Source organism: Desulfitobacterium hafniense DCB-2 (assembly GCF_000021925.1).
Taxonomy (GTDB): Bacteria; Bacillota; Desulfitobacteriia; order Desulfitobacteriales; family Desulfitobacteriaceae; genus Desulfitobacterium; species Desulfitobacterium hafniense.
Map to the genome: position 1 here is coordinate 4,649,805 of NC_011830.1, position 17,858 is coordinate 4,667,662.

Here is a 17,858-nt window from a genome sequence, read left to right on the forward strand (position 1 = left end):
TGCAGACAACCATAGTCTATACTATGGTTGTTTTTTATTTTTAAGAATCTTTTCAGCAAAAGTTCAGTTGCTTTTCAGGTTTGTCTATTAGACTGTTTTATATACAAAAGGATAAATGTCTTTATCTCTCCCTCAAATACATAAAGCCAGGAGGAATGATCATGATCCAAACCGGAAACATCACTTCCACAGAACTTTCCTTTAAAAAAGATCAGCCATCTCTTAATAAAGCAGAAAAAGAGTCCGGTACTATTAAAAAGGAAGCAGAATCCACTGTAGCGAAAGCCGGACCGGCTGTAGCGACTGCTGAAGGGACTGTCACCGTAGGCATCTCTTTCGACGGAGACACTGCGGAAATCAGTGAAAAAGGAATGCAAACAGCCAGGAGTTCCTCTTCACAGCTCGAACCATCGGAAAATACAGAATTAAGCCAAGCCTCTTCTACCGTGAAAACCCTGCTTCAAGACGCTTCCACAGAAGACACTGACACCAGCAACTTGTCCCAGTATTCAGAAACCCAGCTTAAAAGTATGGTAAGTCAAGGAACCATTACGCAAAGCCAATATATTAAAGAAATGAGCAGCAGAGGGGAAAAAACAGAGCAGTAAAAAATCTTCATGAAGACATCTGACCGTCAGATATTCATAGGTAACGGAAATGGGATCCTGAAAAAATCATAGAACGACAAAAGAAGGCCTCCGGCAGATTTTGCTCTGCCGGAGGCCCTCTTTTGTTGCTTGCCGGGCCGTTTATTGCAACAGCCCATTTTGCGCTTTTTGTCTAAGGTCTACAGCTTTTTTTGTTTGACTTCCTATTCCCCCGAGCGTCGTCACGACCGGGGTTTTGCCAGTTCTTACAATCTTCAGGCCCCAGCCCCCGGTCTCGGCTTTAGCGGCCTCTTAGACCTAATTCTGCCGGGAACTGCTGCAAAGCCGTTTGGGTTCTGCCCTGAATTCGTTATCAGTGCTCTCATTTTATACTACGAAAACTTGATGACATTTTAAGGGGGGCAGCTCAGCAAATTTTATCCAAAAATGCTCTCATTTTCATGGCAATCAGCAGGCCATTGCTTTACTTATCCAATCTTTCCGTTTGAACAGGAACAGGAGCAGCCACGCCGATAAAAACGAAGCGATCTTTACCGGTGTTCCTCATGCCATGAGTTTGTCCCGGTTCAGCGAGAACAGCCATACCTTTGGAAATGGGAACTTCTTTGCCGTCTCCGGCAAAGTACAGGCCTGACTCCCCTTCAAGGCAAATCCATACATCATCGGCATTGGGATGCATATGCAGGAATACTTCTTGACCTGGCTCCAGACACCACATGGCGGCGAGGGTTTTTTCCGATTGATAAACAACCACTTTTTGGGGTACGTCTGCGTTAAACTTAGTCAATTTGGTTAAATCATACAGTCTTTTTTCCACAGCAATCAACTCCTATATCATAATTTTTCCCTTCCGCTAGGATATGTACACACTTCCATGTATATTTTATCACATTCCCTTTCTTGTAAAAGGTCCCTTTGGATAACCTAAGCAAATTATTTTATAGAGATCTGATAGTGCAAGAAAGGGAGCTGCACCTTGATAACCTTTCGGTTGATAAAAGGAGCAGCTCCCTTGAAAAATTAGATGGAAATAATTTTATCAGGGTTAAAACGGTTAGCCGGGTCAAAGGTTTTTTTAAGTTTACGGAAAGCTTCCATAGCTCCCGGTGTAAATTCCACATCCATATATTTTTTCTTGACCACACCAATGCCGTGTTCACCGCTCATGGTTCCACCCAGAGAAACAGCCAGCTTGCTCAGGGCTCCTTCTGCACCATGAACCCGTTCCACCTCGTCGGCATGCCGTTGATCGAAGAGCACCAAAGGATGGAGGTTGCCGTCTCCGGCGTGAGCCACCAGACCGATGATCATATCATACTCTTTGGCAATCTTAAGAATTCCTTCAATAGCTTGGGGGAATTCACTTCTCGGCACCGTAATGTCCTGAATCGAATAACAAGGTTTAACACGAGCCACCGAACCGAAAGCAACCCGGCGGGAAAGCCAGATTTGATCCACTTCAGCCGCCGTTTGAGCAATCTTAAAGTCTCGGGCATTGGCTTTCTTCGTTACTTCACGGATGGTTTCGATTTGCTCATCCATGTCTTCCGGATAGCCGTCAATCTCAATAATCAGAATAGCTCCCGCATCCCGGGGAAGTCCGGCATGGCAATAATCTTCCGTGGTATTAATCAGCAGATTATCCATCATTTCCAAGGTTGTGGGGATAATTCCGGCGGCCACGATATCGGCAACCGTTTGGGAAGCATCTTCGACTTTATTATAAATGGCCAGCATGGTTTTCTTGGTGACAGGCTTTGGTAAGATACGCAGATAAGCCTTGGTGACCAAACCTAACGTCCCCTCAGAACCGACGATGATGCGGGTCAAATCATAACCAGGCTCGCTTTTGAAGTTCCGCCCGCCGGTCCGAATCACCTTTCCGTTAGGCAGAACCACTTCCAAGCCCAGAATAGAATCACGGGTTACTCCATATTTGAAGCAACGGGGTCCGCCGGAGCACTCCCCGATATTTCCGCCGAGAGTCGAGGCTTTCCAGGAAGACGGATCGGGGGGATAGTAAAATCCGACCTTTTCCAGTTCTTGCTGAAGGTCAAAGTTAACGACTCCGGGTTCAACCACGGCGACGAAATTCTCCGTATCGATCTCCAGCACTTTGGTCATGCGGGTAAAGTTAATGACGATGGATTTTTCCGAAGGAATCGTACCGCCGCTGACATTGGTGCCGGCACCCCGTGGGACCAGCTTGATATCCTGCTCATTCATATAGTTAACCAGCTCAACCACTTGATCCGTAGTTTCCGGAAACACTGCGCCGATGGCATCGCCGCTGAGCAATGTACCATCATAACCATAAGCGAAGAGTTCTGTTGGTTTGGTCACCACGTTTTTCTCTCCGACAATCTCTTTCAGTCGATCAACAATCGTTTGCGATAACATTTTCAGCCCTCCTTCTCTATTAAGCCAACAGACTTACACCTGGATTAAGAATCCCGTTGGGGTCGAATTTGCTGCGCAGTTCACTGAGGAGACCGGTGGTTTCCGACCACATCTCCCCGTCATTGAACATGTCACACATCAGTTTATGACCAAGGAGGCCGGTAACATTGCCGCCTAAGGACATGGCCATTTTGTTGACTTTGGCGGCCAAAGCCATTTTATCGGCATCTTTGGGCAGAACCACACGGGCAACTCCCAAGAGCCCTTCTATTACGACTCCGCTGTTCAGCTCCCCTTGTATTGCTTTTAATTGAGCCAAAGCCTGAGACATCTTCATGGGACCCACTGCAAATTCCAGTACATTATCCGGAGCGTTGTTCAGCCCTTGACGAACCTTAAGCCAGCCACTAATAATTTTCTCATAAGCTTCTTTATCCTCGATGATCGCAACATCGCTACCGCCGCCTAAGGTGAAGATAGACGCGATTTCATTGGCTAAGTTGGTTCCGGATTTATTGAATCCTTCCAGGTCGATGAGGACCAGATGTCCTTCTCCGGGAAGAATCTCCTGGGCCAGATCCTTGCTCACGAGATTCATCCGATCGGGATGAATATGGCGTTTAATCAAGGTACTGAAGGTGGCATTGGCTTTTTGCAAACAATCAAACCGGGCCACGATGGCTCTCTTGGCAGCCGGCTGGGGTAAAAGCTTAATTAAAATTTTAGTAAAGATACCAAAGGTGCCTTGGCTGCCCACTGCGAAGTGAATGAAGTCATAACCGGAAACATTTTTAATACATTTATTGCCGATAAACATAATTTCACCGGTAGGCGTAACCATTTCAAAGCCCATCATAAAGGTTCTTGTCGGTCCGTAGTTAAAGGATTTGGAATCTGAATCCCCGATGGCAAAGCAGCCGCCCACGGAACTGGTATCCACCGCATAGGGCTCTACCGGGAACAAATATCCGTCAGCCTCCAGCTTTTGGATGAAATCCTGATGAAGCATACCAGGCTCTACCGTGACAACGAAATTTTTCTTATCGATCTCGAGGATCTTATTCATGCGATTCATGACCAGGGCAATTCCGCCCTCTAAGCCCTTTGTATCAGCGACCGCTCCGGCAACTGATATCTTAAGCTGTTGTGCATTGGCATATTTAACAACTTTGGATACTTCTTCGGCATCTCCGGGGAAGACCACAGCCACCGGCTTACCGTCTCCCTTAAGATATTGTGCCATATCGGCAGGATTGTCCAAGACGTAATTATCGCCCACAATCCCTTTTAACTCACTTATTGTATTGCTCATGACTACCCGCCCTTCCACTCATTTACATTAGAAGCAGACTCATCTTCAAGATTCTAGTTCTCGTAAGCTTTAGCCATCAAATCTGCCACATGCATTACTTTTTGTTTTTGACCGGCCATGCTGACTCCGCCTTGCAATCTCATGATACATGCAGGACAGCTGGTGGCCACTACTTCCGCTCCGCTGTCTTGAATGTTCTTGGCCTTCTCCCGGGTAACCTTGGTGGACATTTCATGGTAGAATGCCTGAACCAATCCGGAAGCTCCGCAGCAGCGGTTGGCTTCAAACATCTCGATATATTCTACTCTCGGCAGGCTCTTTAACATCTGACGAGGCTGTGCTGTCACTTTAATTCCCCGCACCATATGACAGGGATCGTGATAAGTTACCTTGACCGGAGTAGAGTTATGGAATTTGCTCTCATCAACGCCGATTTCCGCCATATACTCGGAGAACTCTTTGACTTTAGCACAGAAGCTCTTTACTCTGGGAAGATACGCCGCATCATCGGCAAAGAGTTTCAGATAATCCTCTTTAAGCATGGCCGCACAGGAGCCGCAGGCGGTAATAATGGCCTCCACATCCTTAGCCATAAAGGTGTCAATGGTCTTGCGGGCATTGACTTTAGCGGTCTCGAAGTCTCCATAGGCGTATTGAGGCAATCCGCAACAGACCTGTTCTTTGGGAATAATGACTTCACAGTCATTTTTAGTTAACACTTTAACTACCGAGTGAGCTGTATCATCAAGTGAAAAGTTTAAGAAGCAACCCACATAAAAAGCAACTTTATGCTTGGGTTGAGCGACGAGAATCCTTTCGGGAACTTGGTTTAAGAATGGGACTTTTGCCACATTCATGCCTTTAATATCCACGCCGCGGAAATAATCCATGCCATCGACTTTATTAAGGACATTTTTACCAAGACCGCCAAAGAGTTTAAAGGCTCGTTCCAGCTTATTCGGGTTTGCTAAGGTCTTAAGCGCATAAGATTTAACGAAAGGTTTCACACCATGTCTTAGTTTCAGATCACGTCGGGCCGCCATGACCAATTCTTTGGCACTAACACCACTTGGACAAGCAACTGCACATTCTCCGCAAAGCAAGCAGCTGTTGATGGAATCTTCATAATCTGCATCAGCCTCAATGACACCATCAGCGACTGCTTTGATCAGTTGGACCCTTCCCCGTGAAACCATAGTTTCAGCGCCATCCACTTTGTATGTTTTACAAGCAGTATGGCAGAAACCACATCTGTTACACGTGTTTAGCATTTCATAGACTTCTGCTAAAACCCCCACTTTTAATTTCCCCCTTCACTGTTAGATGGTCAGACCACCGAATCAAATAGTTAAAATTGCGTAACAATTCAAGTTACTGAGACTATTATAACTCATCCATATTTTCTTTCAACCCATTGTGAAAATGTTTATTAATTTTTAGGGTCTTCACAAAAAAAACGAGACAGGCCTATCCTGATCTCGTTTTTGTCATCTGACATCATTTACTAATTTATATGTCTAATCGGCGATGGATAATTATTACAGAAGCGATAGAATCCAAAGACATAGGCCGCCATCTTTTCAGGGCGCAGAGCGAACCAGTCTTGGAGGTTATACCGTTCTCCAAAACGATTCTCCATTACCCCGTCGGAACTAATCCAGCCACGGAGGGTTTCATCGCCCAAAGCTAATTCCCAACCGGCAAGGCTCTGTCCTTTTTCGCATTGGACAATTCTCAGACCACAGCGAGCGTGATAGATCTCAATCAATTTAACAAAAAGGCCCATTAATGGATCTTGAAATTCACCACGGCTGTCCGGTAAAGCAAAATCCTTGCTGATTTCTTCAGCCAATTCATTGAGGCCACGCTCCACGCTGTACCTCGAAACAATGGATGTCCGGATGGTTTTATATCTCAAGACACCTGTATTCAGCTCAAAATGCATGGGGTGAGCCGTACCTTCTAATTGAAGGAGAATCTCATCTTTCTTAACCTGCCAAGTTCCCGAATAACGCTTCAGCAAGTGATAAGCAAGCTGGTAGGACAGAATCTGTGCCGCTACCTTAGTCTCGTCGTGTTGGAAACATCCTTGACATAGTTTTACAGGGTTGTAGTTTGTTAAAGGTAATCTCATGGCGCTCATTCCGTCACTCTCCTCTTTTTATTCTCTTTCTTTTTTGTCCCACATTATAAAACTGCGTTTCACATTTTCTTTAAAAAAAAGAAAATGGGTATAGAAAATAATGGTGGGGAAGAAATATTGAATTTGTTCCGTTCTTTAAAACGGAGTTTCAATATTTCTTGTGGCTATATTATCATCTCTGGCCTTAAACGTCAAGAATAAAATTTTCTAAACATTTTAACATTCTACCGTTTAAAATAGCTATATCCTAACTTAGCAGAAATAATTTCCCCGCTGCGCTTCAGTTCCTGTCCTATATGCTCGATGCCTTTTTCTCTTATCCTCGCTGCCGGACCGGAGACACTGATAGCCCCAATAGCCCGTCCGGAAAAATCATAGACAGGTGTACCCAGGCAGATAATCCCAATTTCATTTTCCTCAAACTCAACCGAAATCTGGGTATTGCGGATTTCATCCAGGTTTTCCAAGAGCTTCGCCGGCTCTATCAGGGTATTGGGCGTATAGCCAGGCATTCCCTTGGTCTCCAGAATTCTCATGACTTCTTCCTCAGGCATTGTCGAAAGGAGAGCTTTCCCTACCGCAGTGCAATGCATAGGGGCTCTGCGTCCAACTTTGGAACGCATACTTACCACATGGGAGCTTTCCCTTTTGTCAATATAGACTACTTCACCATCATCATGAAGGACTAAGTGAACCACTTCATCCAGTGACTTCGCTAAATCCTCCAGGATAGGTCCAGCCACTATGCGTATCTCCAGATCATTAAAGAAGCGAATTCCCAGTTCCACTATTTTAATTCCCAATTTATAGCGCTCACTGTTTTTTTCTTTTTCCACATATCCACGATAACACAGGGTCTGCAAAATCCGGTGCACCGTACTTTTATGAAGACTGATTCGGTTACCGATTTCGGTAACCCCTAAAGGCTCCTCAGTGTGGGCCAAAACTTCAAGTATATCCAACGAACGTTCTAAGGTTTGTACATATTTTTCTGCCACTGCAAAATCCTCCAATCGGCTGCTAAAGTTTCATCAACCGAAACTCTGTTTCGAACTACTACCTATTGCCTAGTATGACTTTTTTAAAAACTGAAGTCAAGTCATGAATGTGCCTAAATGTATAATTTTCATACAAAAAGCACTGGATTCCTCCAGTGCTGAATACTCATATGGGGTGGATGAGGGGACTTGAACTACTAACTCTTATAATTTCCAATGAAAAAAGACCCTAGAATAAATCAAGGATCTTCATAACTAGCTCAGTTAATTGCCCGAACACGATGATAACACATACCACTTACCAAGACAACGGCGTGTACTCGGGACTTACTGTTAACTTACTTTGAATTTTATAATATAAAATAATAAAAGTCAATAAAATTTTGTAGCACCAATCGCCTATGAATGACACTCATTGAGCGCAGACCCTGATAAAGGCATACCATAGGACTTATTGTTGATGCTACTATATAATAGTATTCACAATATACCATGAAATTCATACCGGCGGAAATTTAAATACACCTACTAAATATCCATTATCAGCCATAGATTTAATTTCTGCATCATACTTCCCAGAGGTTAAAAGATTGGAATAAAGTATATTCGAAAAAACGTCTGCTAACTGTATAAGTTTATTATTACAAGAGTCGAAATACTCAACCTGGACCTCATCAACAATATTTCTTCCAGTAGAAAATTCTGTGCATAGGTGCTCCTTTAATTGATGCCTTGCTTCAGTTTTTACGTTTCTTTCATCAAGGTTTAAAGTTAAATTTCGATCAGTAAGTATTTCTCGATTATATAGAAACTCAATAGCCAACTTCAATATATAATTAAAGGCTCTTGCCTTGTTCTTATAAAGGTTAGCTGTCGCTTGTGTATTATCAATTTTGATATATAATATCTGAAAGAGATTATTTTTACAAATAAAGTCTACAAAATTCTTTTTCATTTTCGGGGTAAAAGCCGAACCTTTTAATTCCAGGAAGTTCTCTCCAGTAAACATTTTATTATCACTATTGCCATCTTTTAACTCTTTTAAATATTTCTGTACAAATCTTTTGTACACTCTTCTTAGCTTGTCTGGCTCCTGAGTTAAGATTAAAGCCATGGTAAAGTATCTATTCTGAGGCAATATTGTTTCATGGGTCATACTCCCAGATTCATCAATATAAATATTCATTCGGAATCCTCCAGAAATTCATGTACCTATTATAACACCAATTGTCGGAATTTTATAATTACATATCAATTAGTCAGGATTATTAAAAATTGTCGACAAACTTCATTCTAGGATTATTCTAAAGAGTTTTATAAACATACGCCTCTAGAATTATTGAATCCCCTTCAAAAGGTTAACAGTTTTCTAAAACCTCCCTTATTTTCTCTGGCCAAGAGAACCATAAGAAAGATTTCAACTGCGTAATTCTGGAATACCCCCACCGTGCCGGACTCTGATTATATCACCATGCCGGACTCACCACATATTCACTCCCGATACTTAAAAAGAAAAACGTCAGGAAGCTATTCCTGACGCTGCTTTGTCGTAATGGGGTGGATGAGGGGACTTGAACCCCCGAGTGCCGGAGCCACAATCCGGTGCGTTAACCACTTCGCCACAACCACCATGTTAAATTTAAATGGTGCGCCTGGAGAGATTCGAACTCCCGACAACCTGCTTAGAAGGCAGATGCTCTATCCAACTGAGCTACAGGCGCCCAACAATGGGATACTCTCCGCTTGACCTGAGAACTTCGGACACAATAAAAATGGTCGGGGCAGAGGGATTTGAACCCCCGGCCTCCTGCTCCCAAGGCAGGCGCGCTACCAAACTGCGCTATACCCCGTTTTCGTGACAATGATTATTCTATCCGATTCGTTCACCAGAGTCAAGCGTTTTTTAAAGTTTTTAAACTATTAAGCGTCTTCATCCCGCTGGGCAAGCTCTTTAAGTATGGGAACAGCCTGGCGGAATGCCTGAGCCCGGTGACTGATTTTATTCTTTTGGCTTAGATTCAGCTGAGCCATGGTTCGGCCAAAATCGGGCAAATAAAAGAGCGGATCATAGCCAAACCCTTCTTTGCCACGACGCTCATTAAGAATGCGCCCTTCCACCGTTCCCTCTGTCAAATACTCTTCCCCAGTGGGGCAGGCAATAACCAAAGCACAGCGAAACCGCCCCGTCCTTTGTTCTTCCGGCACCCCTTCCAATTCTTGAAGAAGCTTATCATTATTTTTGTCATCATCCTTTGGCTCTCCGGCATAACGGGCCGAATAGACTCCCGGTGCCCCTTGGAGAGCATCCACTTCCAAACCGGAATCATCGGCAAGAGATACCAGTCCTGTACGCTGGGCCGCAATTCTTGCCTTCATGGCCGCATTCTCCGCAAAGGTCGCCCCCGTTTCCTCAACATCTTCCCACTCACCCAGATCTCCTAAAGAAAGCACCTCAATATCTTCGACCAAAAGAAGATCCTGAAGCTCCTTGACTTTCCCCTTATTTTGTGTCGCCAGCAAAACCTTCATAAAACAACCCGCTTTCAATTTTGAGACAAAGGGCCGGTCCCCACTTGCGCAGCAGCCTTTTGCATTCCCATAAGTTCTTGAATACCCTTCTCAGCCAACTCCAAAAATTGATCCAATTCCTCCCGGCCAAAAGGAATATCCTCAGCCGTTCCTTGAATCTCCACAAATTTCCCCTGCCCGGTCATCACCACATTCATATCAACTTCCGCTTTGGAGTCTTCTTCATAGGCAAGATCCAGGAGGGCCATACCATCGACTTTTCCTACCGAAACTGCGGCCAGAGAGTCGAGAATAGGGTTTTCTTTGATCAGCCCTTTGGCCAACAGGTGATTGACCGCATCCACTAAAGCCACATAGGCTCCGGTAATGGAAGCGGTCCGGGTCCCCCCATCAGCCTGAATCACATCACAATCCAGCCAGATGGTTCTTTCTCCGAGTTTTTTAAGGTCCACTACCGAGCGCAAAGCTCTCCCGATTAAACGCTGAATCTCCATGGTCCGGCCCGTCAGTTTACCCTTGCTGGACTCACGGGGATTCCGGGTCTGAGTCGCTCGGGGAAGCATGGAATATTCTGCTGTAACCCAGCCTGAACCTGTGCCTTTTTTAAAGAGCGGTACCTTCTCTTCCACGGTAGCAGTACAAATCACTCTTGTCTGACCAACCTCGATAAGCACAGAGCCCTCAGGAATATTGGTAAATCCCCGGGTCAGCTTAACCGGTCTTAGTTCAAAGGCCTCACGGCCATCAAAACGCTTCATTACAGTTATCCTCTTTTCATTTGTTATCCGGCACCATGGCTTTAACCTATTATGCAACCCATGGTAAATCCTAGTCTATTTTATCAGAAATTCGCTGATTCAATTCATAAAGTCAGGAGGGAACGGTTAGGGCCTTCTGCCTCTCCGACGATTCCGGCTATGGTATAGAGACGTTCCACCGGATCAAAACGGAATTCTTTAAGCAAGTGAAATCCCTTAATCTCCGATGTTCTCTTAATATGGATCCGCGGGCCTGTACAAGGGTAGAGCATCTCACCTACCCGTATATGCTCATCATCGGAAAAACTAATGGGCCAATCCGCGTCAATCAGCTCCAACACCCGTTGTTCCACAATATCCAAATCGATGTCCGGTTTTTCGGGAAACTCCAAGACAAATCCATGCTTAATATCACTATGAACCTCAGGACGCTCCAAACCCATTTCCTCAAGAATCATTGAAGTAATATCTTCAGCACTGTGAGCCATGCGCCGATATTTGATCGATTCAAAGACAATGTCTGCTATACTTTCGGGTTCCGGACCAAAGACCGTGGGACGGGTTACAATCACCTCTTCCCCCACCCCAACAAGCATCTCTGCATTAATACCTAAAAAAGGATAGATTAAATCAAAATGTTCCACAACCACCCGGCGCCCCTTGCTGAGGGCGGCCTTGATAGACTCGGCTAATCTCCAGGACTGAGTAAAAGCTGATTCAAACCGCACATCCAAATGGTAAGTATGAGCGCGAAAATGGCCGCGTTCCGCATCGTCCATCAAAGGGAGGGGCCGTATATTGATCCCCTGATCATCATTGGTCAATTCCAAACCAGGAAACATACCGCGAATGAGCACAGACTTTCCCGCCCCTGCATCACCGAGAAAACCAATCAAATGATCATCAGAGCTAAGATACCTCTGCTGAAGGTTCATTCCCAAAAAAAGCAAACGCTTTTTCCCCCGTGGAGCAAAATATACTGCCTGCATTAAATGGTCATGGACAAAAAGTTTAGAAATCTTTGCCACCACCCCTCAAGACCAGTGCTTACCTTCTATTGTAGACAGGAAACGGGCATTTGAAAAGCAAAGTTTTTGGGTTAAGAACATTTGCGAATACTCACAGCGAGACCATCGCCTAAAGGAAGAATGCTGGTCTGCAGCTCCGGGTTCTCGGTCAGCAGCTTTAGAAATTCCCGCAAGCGGCTGACCATACGCTCATATTTCGGCTCATACTCGGAGCCGGGCACCACCCAGCCCCGAAACAAGACATTATCTACGACCATAATCCCCCCATCACCCAGCAAAGGAGTTACCAGCTCTAAATAATCGAGATATTCCCCTTTGGCCGCGTCCACAAAAATAAAATCAAATTCGCCCCGGGGAAAATCCGGCAGAATTCTTCGTGCATCTCCCATGACCACCTGAATCTTCTCCGCCACCCCTCCGCGCTTAAAATACTCGATCGCCCGAGTGGCCCGATCCACATTCAGATCCAGAGTGACAATCTTTCCTGCCCGCCCTGCCAAGCCCTTAGCCAGCCACAGAGTAGAATAGCCGATGGCCGTTCCCACTTCAAGAATTCGGGATGCACCGCTAACCTTAACCAGCCAGGACAAATAATTTCCCACAGGGGGAGTTACCACCGGAATCGTCTCCCTGAGCGCCTGTTCTTCCATCTCCAGAAACAAATCATCTCGTCTGGGCAACAGCTCACCGAGATATTGCTCTAACTCAAAAGAATAAAACACATTGACACCTTCTTCAGCACCAGTACTCTGTGACACCTAATTCCTTACATTTCCAGCAGTTAATTCTCCTCAATGGGTATCATAACCCGGATTTATTAAAATAACAATTCATAATCAAAGCCTTCTTTGCCCATAAAAACAGGACAAGGTTTGCCGTACCTTGCCCCACTGATTTTAAGTCAATATTTTGCGTGCATGCTCTACGAGGACCGGATCCATTGCAGTCCCAGCCCCGCGTTGAATAATAGCGAGGGCTTCACCTGGGCTAAGCGCCTTCCGATAAGGCCGATCCTCAGTTAAAGCTGCAAACATATCCGCTATAGCCATCAGGCGGGCACCCGTGTCCAATCCATCGGCACCAATGCCAAAAGGATAGCCCTTCCCGTCCAAACGTTCATGATGGTAAGCAGCCCATTGGGTCACACGCTGAGGGAAACCGGCCCCCGCCAAAAGATGATAGGTATGATAGGTATGGGTCCTGATCATCTCAACCTCATCAGAATCCAAAGGCCCCGGCTTATCAAGTATTTTCTTCGGTATGGCCAGTTTTCCCAAATCATGAACCATACCTGCCACCCAGATTTCCCTGGTGTCCTGCTTTTCCCAGCCAAGATCTTCCGCCAGTTTTTGGGCCGTGTCGGCCACCGAGCGGGAATGGCGGGCTGTGAACGAACTCTTTTGGTCAATCAAATCCGCAAAGGTAGAAGCCAGGACACCGGTCTCTTGATCGCATACTTTAGGTGCTGGTTGAACATCCTCTTCGTCAAAAAGAAGAGCCAGGGAGATCTTCATCAGATCTTGATGTTCCAGATCAAGCCAAAAGGCCTCCGTAGCCGCCACTTGGATAAAGGCCGGAATAACTTCCGGATAAAACTGTTTTCCTTCATGGTCTTTGATCCATTGGATTAACTTTTCGCGCTCCACACGGCTCAACACTTTACGGCTTAAGTTTACATCCACCTTATCCGCAAGAGAAATAATCCTGGCCTTAATACTGACCTGAGCTGGTTCAATCCTCAACACACCATAGTTCGGATGAGGAGCTTCATGATGGTGGCGGACAATCTCGGACAGCACTTCCCCATCCGGAAAACGATGGACAATTTCCGCCCCTAAAAGGGTATGTTCCTTCATCCAAAAAGGAGTACCATGAAATTTATGAAACCCTCCCACAGCACCTATATCATGCAGTAAACCCGCAATGAGAAGTTGGATCAGCTCTTTGTGGGGCAACCCCAAAGCAATCCCCATCTTTAGAGAAATATAGCCGACCCTTTCCCCATGCCTTAAACCAAAAGGGACATGTAACCCTTTTTTAACCTCCTCGTCAATCAAGGCAAGATCCAATGCTTTAGAAAAATTCCACATCCTGCGTATATAAGATGCCTCTGATCGCACACTATCCCTCTTTCTCAAACTAAGCGCTTCCATGCTTCACCATTGTTTAAGTTTAGTCCCATGCTCACTTACTCCCTTAATCCCATCTGGGCCAGTGATGTTGCTGAATTGGCCACATCTTCGGAAGCAGCCCCAATCTGGCCGGCCGTCATGGTCAGAGCGTCGATCTGGGTAGCGATCTCACGAACCTGCTGAATACTGGATTGAATAGCGCTCATAATGTCCCCAAAGCGGGCGACCACTTCCTGCGCTTCAGATGCCGCTTCATGCATCGCCTTGGTCGTATCTTCAATCACCTTGCTCACGGCCGTGGTATTTTGCCGGGTTACTGCAATCATAGTGCTGATTTCCTTAACCGATTGCTCAGAATTATTGGCGAGTTTCTTCACTTCCTCCGCCACCACCCCAAACCCTCTGCCGGACTCCCCGGCCCGGGCGGCTTCAATGGCCGCATTAAGGGCCAAGAGGTTGGTTTGGGAAGCGATTTCTTTAATGACATCTGTAATATTGGCGATCCGGGCCGAACTGCGATCAAGCTCCGCCATCTTTTCCTGCATTTTTTCCGACATCCCTGCCAGCCCTAAGATACGCTCGGAAATCTGTTGAATCTTCTGGGCCCCTTCCTGAGCCAGGTTATCCACTTTACGAGAAAAATCTGCCGCATCACCGGCATTTTGCGAGATGAGCTCAGTCGCCTCATGCATCTGAGCCGCCGAAGCAGCGGTCTGTTCCGAAGTCGCTGCCAGGGCCTGGCTGGCTTCACTGACCCGGTGCTGCAAAACGTCAATCTCCTCGTAGGCTTTTTCCAGCTCCTCTTTCTTATCAAGATCCGCTATATAGGACTGGATATAACTGGCCATCACCACTTGCTGATCAAAGCTGAAGATCCGCAGTACGGCAAGGCTTAACCGCAAAGCCTGCTCCGGCTTCTTTCGATAATGGGCAAAAATTCTTGGCAAAATCAAGTCAAAGAAGGTTTGATAAGAGCTTAAATAAACAAAGGGCGGCAGATTAATACGCTTATGTACATCCCCAATCCTGATCCGGCTCATAATATACCCTTCGTCGATGACATCGGGAAAAATCGAGAGTAGATAATTTCTCTGCAAACCTCTGAGCCGCTCTACAGAAGAAAACTCCTTGATTATCCCGTTCAGTTGAGAAATCTTCGTAATATGAGCATAGAACTGATCAACGATTTGATCCACATCCTGCTCCATAACAGGCTTAAATTCTTTCAGCAGCAGCAATTGGTCCTGCTCTAATTTTAAAAGCTTTATAGACTCATTCAGGTCAAATTGATGGAGGTTAATCATGCCGGCTTCCCCTCTTCACTCTAAATTTCCTTTTATTTTATAACATTTATATACCTTACTTCTTCAGTGTGAGCAATTCACTGCTGCACGTATATAACATTCTGTTCATAAAACAAAAATCCTGCAGAATATCTAGTCTACAGGATTTTTTCCTAAAGGATTGTTATTGCAATTTATCAATAACAGTAATGCTAATCTAAAGAAAAAAGAACCTTAATCAGCTTGCTGCTGTTGACAGATTAGCCGGGTTATTCCCTTTACGCAAGCGTACTATAGTCCCGTCGCTGGTGATTCTATATACCGTTATATGTCCTTCAGTCTCAACAGTCCATTCATGACAACATTCACCGCAAAAAAATCTTCCCCGATTTATTTTACCAATCTCTCGCGAATTACACATTGGGCAGACATTCAAACCAGCCATCTCCTCTCATTCCGGTCACTCCCAAGCCTGATTTGCCCAGAGTTCAATAACCAAAGTATAGCAAATATTTCTTAACTTCTTCTTAAGAAAGTGTGAAGTTTTCGTGAACAGTTTTCGTGAATAAATGAGAGAATTTGGCCGAATTCTTTAAAATTTGCGGGGAAATTTCACATAGAATATGGTGTCATTTTCACCTGTTAAGGAACAAATATTTCCACAACTGATGTATATTTATGGCAGATCATCTAGATTTATGACTTTTTTACGACAGGTAGTTTTTAAATTTTCTTCTTGTAATATTGCCTGAAATATGATAAAAAATAACTAACGCTTATTATACCTATAGGGGGTATCCGTATGAACAACAACTTCTCCCGCCGTACTTTTCTCAAGCGGGCTACCGCAGCCGGCTTGCTGGGAGCATTGACGGCGACCGGACTAAGCGATCCGGTTAAAGCCGCTGAGCAGCGCGGGGAAAAGCTTGGCACCTTAATCGACTTAACCCGATGTGACGGCTGTCCAAACAGCCCGACTCCACTTTGCGTAGCCGCCTGCCGCCAACACAATCAAAGCCGATTCCCGGAACCGCAAAAACCCCTCAAGTATTATTGGCCTCAAAAAAAGGTGGAGGATTGGTCTGACAAGAGAGAACTTACTACCCGCCTCACTCCCTACAACTGGACTTTCGTCGATAAAGTCAAGGTCGAGCATAACGGCCTCCAACACGAGATCCACGTGCCCAGGCGCTGTATGCATTGCGACAACCCAACCTGCCTGAAACTTTGCCCTTTCAGCGCTATTTCCAAAGAGAGCACCGGGGCTGTTTCCATTGATGATGAAGTTTGTTTCGGGGGAGCAAAATGCCGTGACGTCTGCCCCTGGGGTATCCCCCAACGCCAGGCGGGAGTGGGATTATACCTCCAGATTGCTCCCGATTTAGCAGGGGGCGGGGTCATGTATAAATGTGATCTCTGCAGCGACCTTTTAGCCGTAGGCAAGAAACCAGCCTGCATCCAGGCCTGTCCCCGGGAAGCCCTGACCATTGGCCCCCGTGAGGAGATTCAAGCCCTGGCCCGCAAGAAAGCCCAGGATATGGGCGGCTATGTGTATGGCGATCTGGAGAATGGAGGAACCTCCACTCTCTACATTTCCAGCGTTCCCTTCGAAAAAATTGACCAGGCTATAAAGGCTGATAAAAAACAAAAGGAAGATAATTCTCCCGGCCGGCCAGGTATGCCCGTTAAAGTGGATAATTATCTTGAAAGCGAAAAGGGCTTATTCTACAGCGCACTCCTGGCACCCTTTGCCGGAGCCGCCGCGGCCGGTATCACTGCCTATCGCACTTTGAAAGGTGATCAAAGCAACGGCACATCCCCCAACCCTGTCAACCCAGGAGAGGAGGAAGAACATGACCACAACAACCCCTAAGTCAAAAAGAGAAAAACTCTTGAGGCAAAACTTGGTTAACCGTTTCGTTCACTGGACGACTGCTTTTGCCATCTTCCTGCTGATTTTGACAGGCTTTGGTCAAATGCCTCTCTATAACCGCTATAATGTCACGAAGCTCCCTGGATCGGAATGGCTGGGGGACTACTTCATCACCATTAACCTTCACTACCTGGCGGCTGTTCTCCTGATTTTTGTCGTCTTTTACCACATTATTAATGCCTTTATTCGCAAAGAATTTGATATCTTTCCCCGCCGCGGTGACTTCAAAGAATCCTATTTGATCATTAAAGCCATGATCACGAAATGCAAAGAACCCCCTTGCGGAAAATACCTGGCTGAACAAAGATTAGCCTATTTCTATATTGGCTTTAATGTGCTCCTGCTCATCATTACCGGCTTAATCAAAATGTATAAAAACCTCCCCGGTGTGGAGCTGCCCTATTCGCTTCTTTTCTGGACCACTATGCTGCATAATATTGGCACCGTATTGCTGATCCTCGGCATCATCGGTCATCTGGCAGCCTTTATATTTAAGGAAAACCGCGCCCTTCTCCCCGGCATGTTCACAGGCTACATTGACCGCAACTACGCGGAACACCGCCATGTCCTGTGGTGCAAAAAGCCTGAATCAAAGGGACAGGTCCCGTTTTTCACGGACGAGGAACATCACGATAGGGAACAGAGCAGGAATGAAACCGGCCATCCAGGTTGTTAATCTTGATCCCTATGCCGCGAAGGACGCCGGCCAAGAATATGGTTAAGCAGAAGGCCCC

Annotated in this window: 16 protein-coding genes and 3 tRNA genes; 3 read left to right on the forward strand and 16 right to left on the reverse strand. The window is 45.7% G+C overall.

Features of this window, described 5'->3' with window-relative positions; translation table 11 throughout:
* Positions 1–161 precede the first annotated feature (161 nt).
* Positions 162–608 (forward strand): hypothetical protein, encoded by a 447-nt coding sequence (locus tag DHAF_RS21880; RefSeq protein WP_015945188.1) that lies wholly within the window; start codon positions 162–164, stop codon positions 606–608.
* Between the two features lie 463 nt (positions 609–1,071).
* Here the strand turns inward: DHAF_RS21880 and DHAF_RS21885 are convergent, their stop codons facing one another.
* The 16 genes from DHAF_RS21885 to DHAF_RS21960 all read right to left on the reverse strand — a co-directional run bounded on the left by DHAF_RS21885 (position 1,072) and on the right by DHAF_RS21960 (position 15,212).
* Complete coding sequence (locus DHAF_RS21885) at positions 1,072–1,425, reverse strand: cupin domain-containing protein (RefSeq protein ID WP_015945189.1); 354 nt, start codon at positions 1,423–1,425, stop codon at positions 1,072–1,074.
* 203 nt (positions 1,426–1,628) lie between these two features.
* Entirely contained in the window at positions 1,629–3,008 is a 1,380-nt protein-coding gene (locus tag DHAF_RS21890; protein WP_005816912.1) for an FAD-binding oxidoreductase, read from the reverse strand.
* A 19-nt stretch (positions 3,009–3,027) separates the two neighbouring features.
* Positions 3,028–4,320 carry an FAD-binding oxidoreductase gene (locus DHAF_RS21895; protein WP_015945190.1) on the reverse strand — a complete coding sequence of 431 codons (1,293 nt, stop codon included), beginning with the start codon at positions 4,318–4,320 and terminating at the stop codon, positions 3,028–3,030.
* A 53-nt stretch (positions 4,321–4,373) separates the two neighbouring features.
* Positions 4,374–5,618 (reverse strand): (Fe-S)-binding protein, encoded by a 1,245-nt coding sequence (locus DHAF_RS21900; protein ID WP_011460927.1) that lies wholly within the window; start codon positions 5,616–5,618, stop codon positions 4,374–4,376.
* 206 nt (positions 5,619–5,824) lie between these two features.
* Complete coding sequence (locus tag DHAF_RS21905) at positions 5,825–6,463, reverse strand: hypothetical protein (RefSeq protein WP_005816917.1); 639 nt, start codon at positions 6,461–6,463, stop codon at positions 5,825–5,827.
* Between the two features lie 224 nt (positions 6,464–6,687).
* A complete protein-coding gene (locus DHAF_RS21910) occupies positions 6,688–7,461 on the reverse strand; it encodes an IclR family transcriptional regulator (RefSeq protein WP_015945191.1) in 774 nt (257 codons plus the stop codon).
* A 499-nt stretch (positions 7,462–7,960) separates the two neighbouring features.
* Positions 7,961–8,647 (reverse strand): DUF3800 domain-containing protein, encoded by a 687-nt coding sequence (locus tag DHAF_RS21915; RefSeq protein ID WP_015945192.1) that lies wholly within the window; start codon positions 8,645–8,647, stop codon positions 7,961–7,963.
* A 367-nt stretch (positions 8,648–9,014) separates the two neighbouring features.
* Positions 9,015–9,090: transfer RNA gene (locus DHAF_RS21920), tRNA-His, on the reverse strand.
* Between the two features lie 15 nt (positions 9,091–9,105).
* A tRNA-Arg gene (locus DHAF_RS21925) sits at positions 9,106–9,182 on the reverse strand.
* Positions 9,183–9,234: 52 nt separating this feature from the next.
* Positions 9,235–9,311 (reverse strand) — tRNA-Pro (locus DHAF_RS21930).
* Between the two features lie 70 nt (positions 9,312–9,381).
* Entirely contained in the window at positions 9,382–9,990 is a 609-nt protein-coding gene (locus DHAF_RS21935) for an XTP/dITP diphosphatase (protein WP_026198757.1), read from the reverse strand.
* Positions 9,991–10,004: 14 nt separating this feature from the next.
* A complete protein-coding gene (gene rph, locus DHAF_RS21940) occupies positions 10,005–10,748 on the reverse strand; it encodes a ribonuclease PH (RefSeq protein WP_015945194.1) in 744 nt (247 codons plus the stop codon).
* Between the two features lie 104 nt (positions 10,749–10,852).
* Positions 10,853–11,737 (reverse strand): alanyl-tRNA editing protein, encoded by an 885-nt coding sequence (locus tag DHAF_RS21945; protein ID WP_005816923.1) that lies wholly within the window; start codon positions 11,735–11,737, stop codon positions 10,853–10,855.
* A 110-nt stretch (positions 11,738–11,847) separates the two neighbouring features.
* Complete coding sequence (locus DHAF_RS21950; protein WP_005816924.1) at positions 11,848–12,534, reverse strand: O-methyltransferase; 687 nt, start codon at positions 12,532–12,534, stop codon at positions 11,848–11,850.
* 138 nt (positions 12,535–12,672) lie between these two features.
* A complete protein-coding gene (locus DHAF_RS21955; protein WP_015945196.1) occupies positions 12,673–13,896 on the reverse strand; it encodes an HD-GYP domain-containing protein in 1,224 nt (407 codons plus the stop codon).
* Between the two features lie 68 nt (positions 13,897–13,964).
* Positions 13,965–15,212 (reverse strand): globin-coupled sensor protein, encoded by a 1,248-nt coding sequence (locus tag DHAF_RS21960; RefSeq protein WP_005816927.1) that lies wholly within the window; start codon positions 15,210–15,212, stop codon positions 13,965–13,967.
* Between the two features lie 781 nt (positions 15,213–15,993).
* On the opposite strand from DHAF_RS21960, the gene DHAF_RS21965 reads away from it, so the two are divergent.
* The gene (locus DHAF_RS21965) at positions 15,994–17,064 is read left to right on the forward strand and encodes a 4Fe-4S dicluster domain-containing protein (RefSeq protein ID WP_015945197.1); all 1,071 of its coding nucleotides are present in this window, start codon (positions 15,994–15,996) and stop codon (positions 17,062–17,064) included.
* Complete coding sequence (locus tag DHAF_RS21970) at positions 17,045–17,800, forward strand: formate dehydrogenase subunit gamma (RefSeq protein ID WP_015945198.1); 756 nt, start codon at positions 17,045–17,047, stop codon at positions 17,798–17,800. Before DHAF_RS21965 ends, DHAF_RS21970 begins: the two co-directional genes overlap by 20 nt.
* Positions 17,801–17,858 lie beyond the last annotated feature (58 nt).

Excerpts from the sequence above, each read along its gene's own strand:
- DHAF_RS21880 (WP_015945188.1), top strand. The coding sequence starts at position 162 with ATGATCCAAACCGGAAACATCACTTCCACAGAACTTTCCTTTAAAAAA.
- DHAF_RS21890 (WP_005816912.1), bottom strand. The coding sequence starts at position 3,008 with ATGTTATCGCAAACGATTGTTGATCGACTGAAAGAGATTGTCGGAGAG.
- DHAF_RS21895 (WP_015945190.1), bottom strand. The coding sequence starts at position 4,320 with ATGAGCAATACAATAAGTGAGTTAAAAGGGATTGTGGGCGATAATTAC.
- DHAF_RS21905 (WP_005816917.1), bottom strand. The coding sequence starts at position 6,463 with ATGAGCGCCATGAGATTACCTTTAACAAACTACAACCCTGTAAAACTA.
- DHAF_RS21915 (WP_015945192.1), bottom strand. The coding sequence starts at position 8,647 with ATGAATATTTATATTGATGAATCTGGGAGTATGACCCATGAAACAATA.
- DHAF_RS21935 (WP_026198757.1), bottom strand. The coding sequence starts at position 9,990 with ATGAAGGTTTTGCTGGCGACACAAAATAAGGGGAAAGTCAAGGAGCTT.
- rph (WP_015945194.1), bottom strand. The coding sequence starts at position 10,748 with ATGAAGCGTTTTGATGGCCGTGAGGCCTTTGAACTAAGACCGGTTAAG.
- DHAF_RS21945 (WP_005816923.1), bottom strand. The coding sequence starts at position 11,737 with ATGCAGGCAGTATATTTTGCTCCACGGGGGAAAAAGCGTTTGCTTTTT.
- DHAF_RS21960 (WP_005816927.1), bottom strand. The coding sequence starts at position 15,212 with ATGATTAACCTCCATCAATTTGACCTGAATGAGTCTATAAAGCTTTTA.
- DHAF_RS21965 (WP_015945197.1), top strand. The coding sequence starts at position 15,994 with ATGAACAACAACTTCTCCCGCCGTACTTTTCTCAAGCGGGCTACCGCA.
- DHAF_RS21970 (WP_015945198.1), top strand. The coding sequence starts at position 17,045 with ATGACCACAACAACCCCTAAGTCAAAAAGAGAAAAACTCTTGAGGCAA.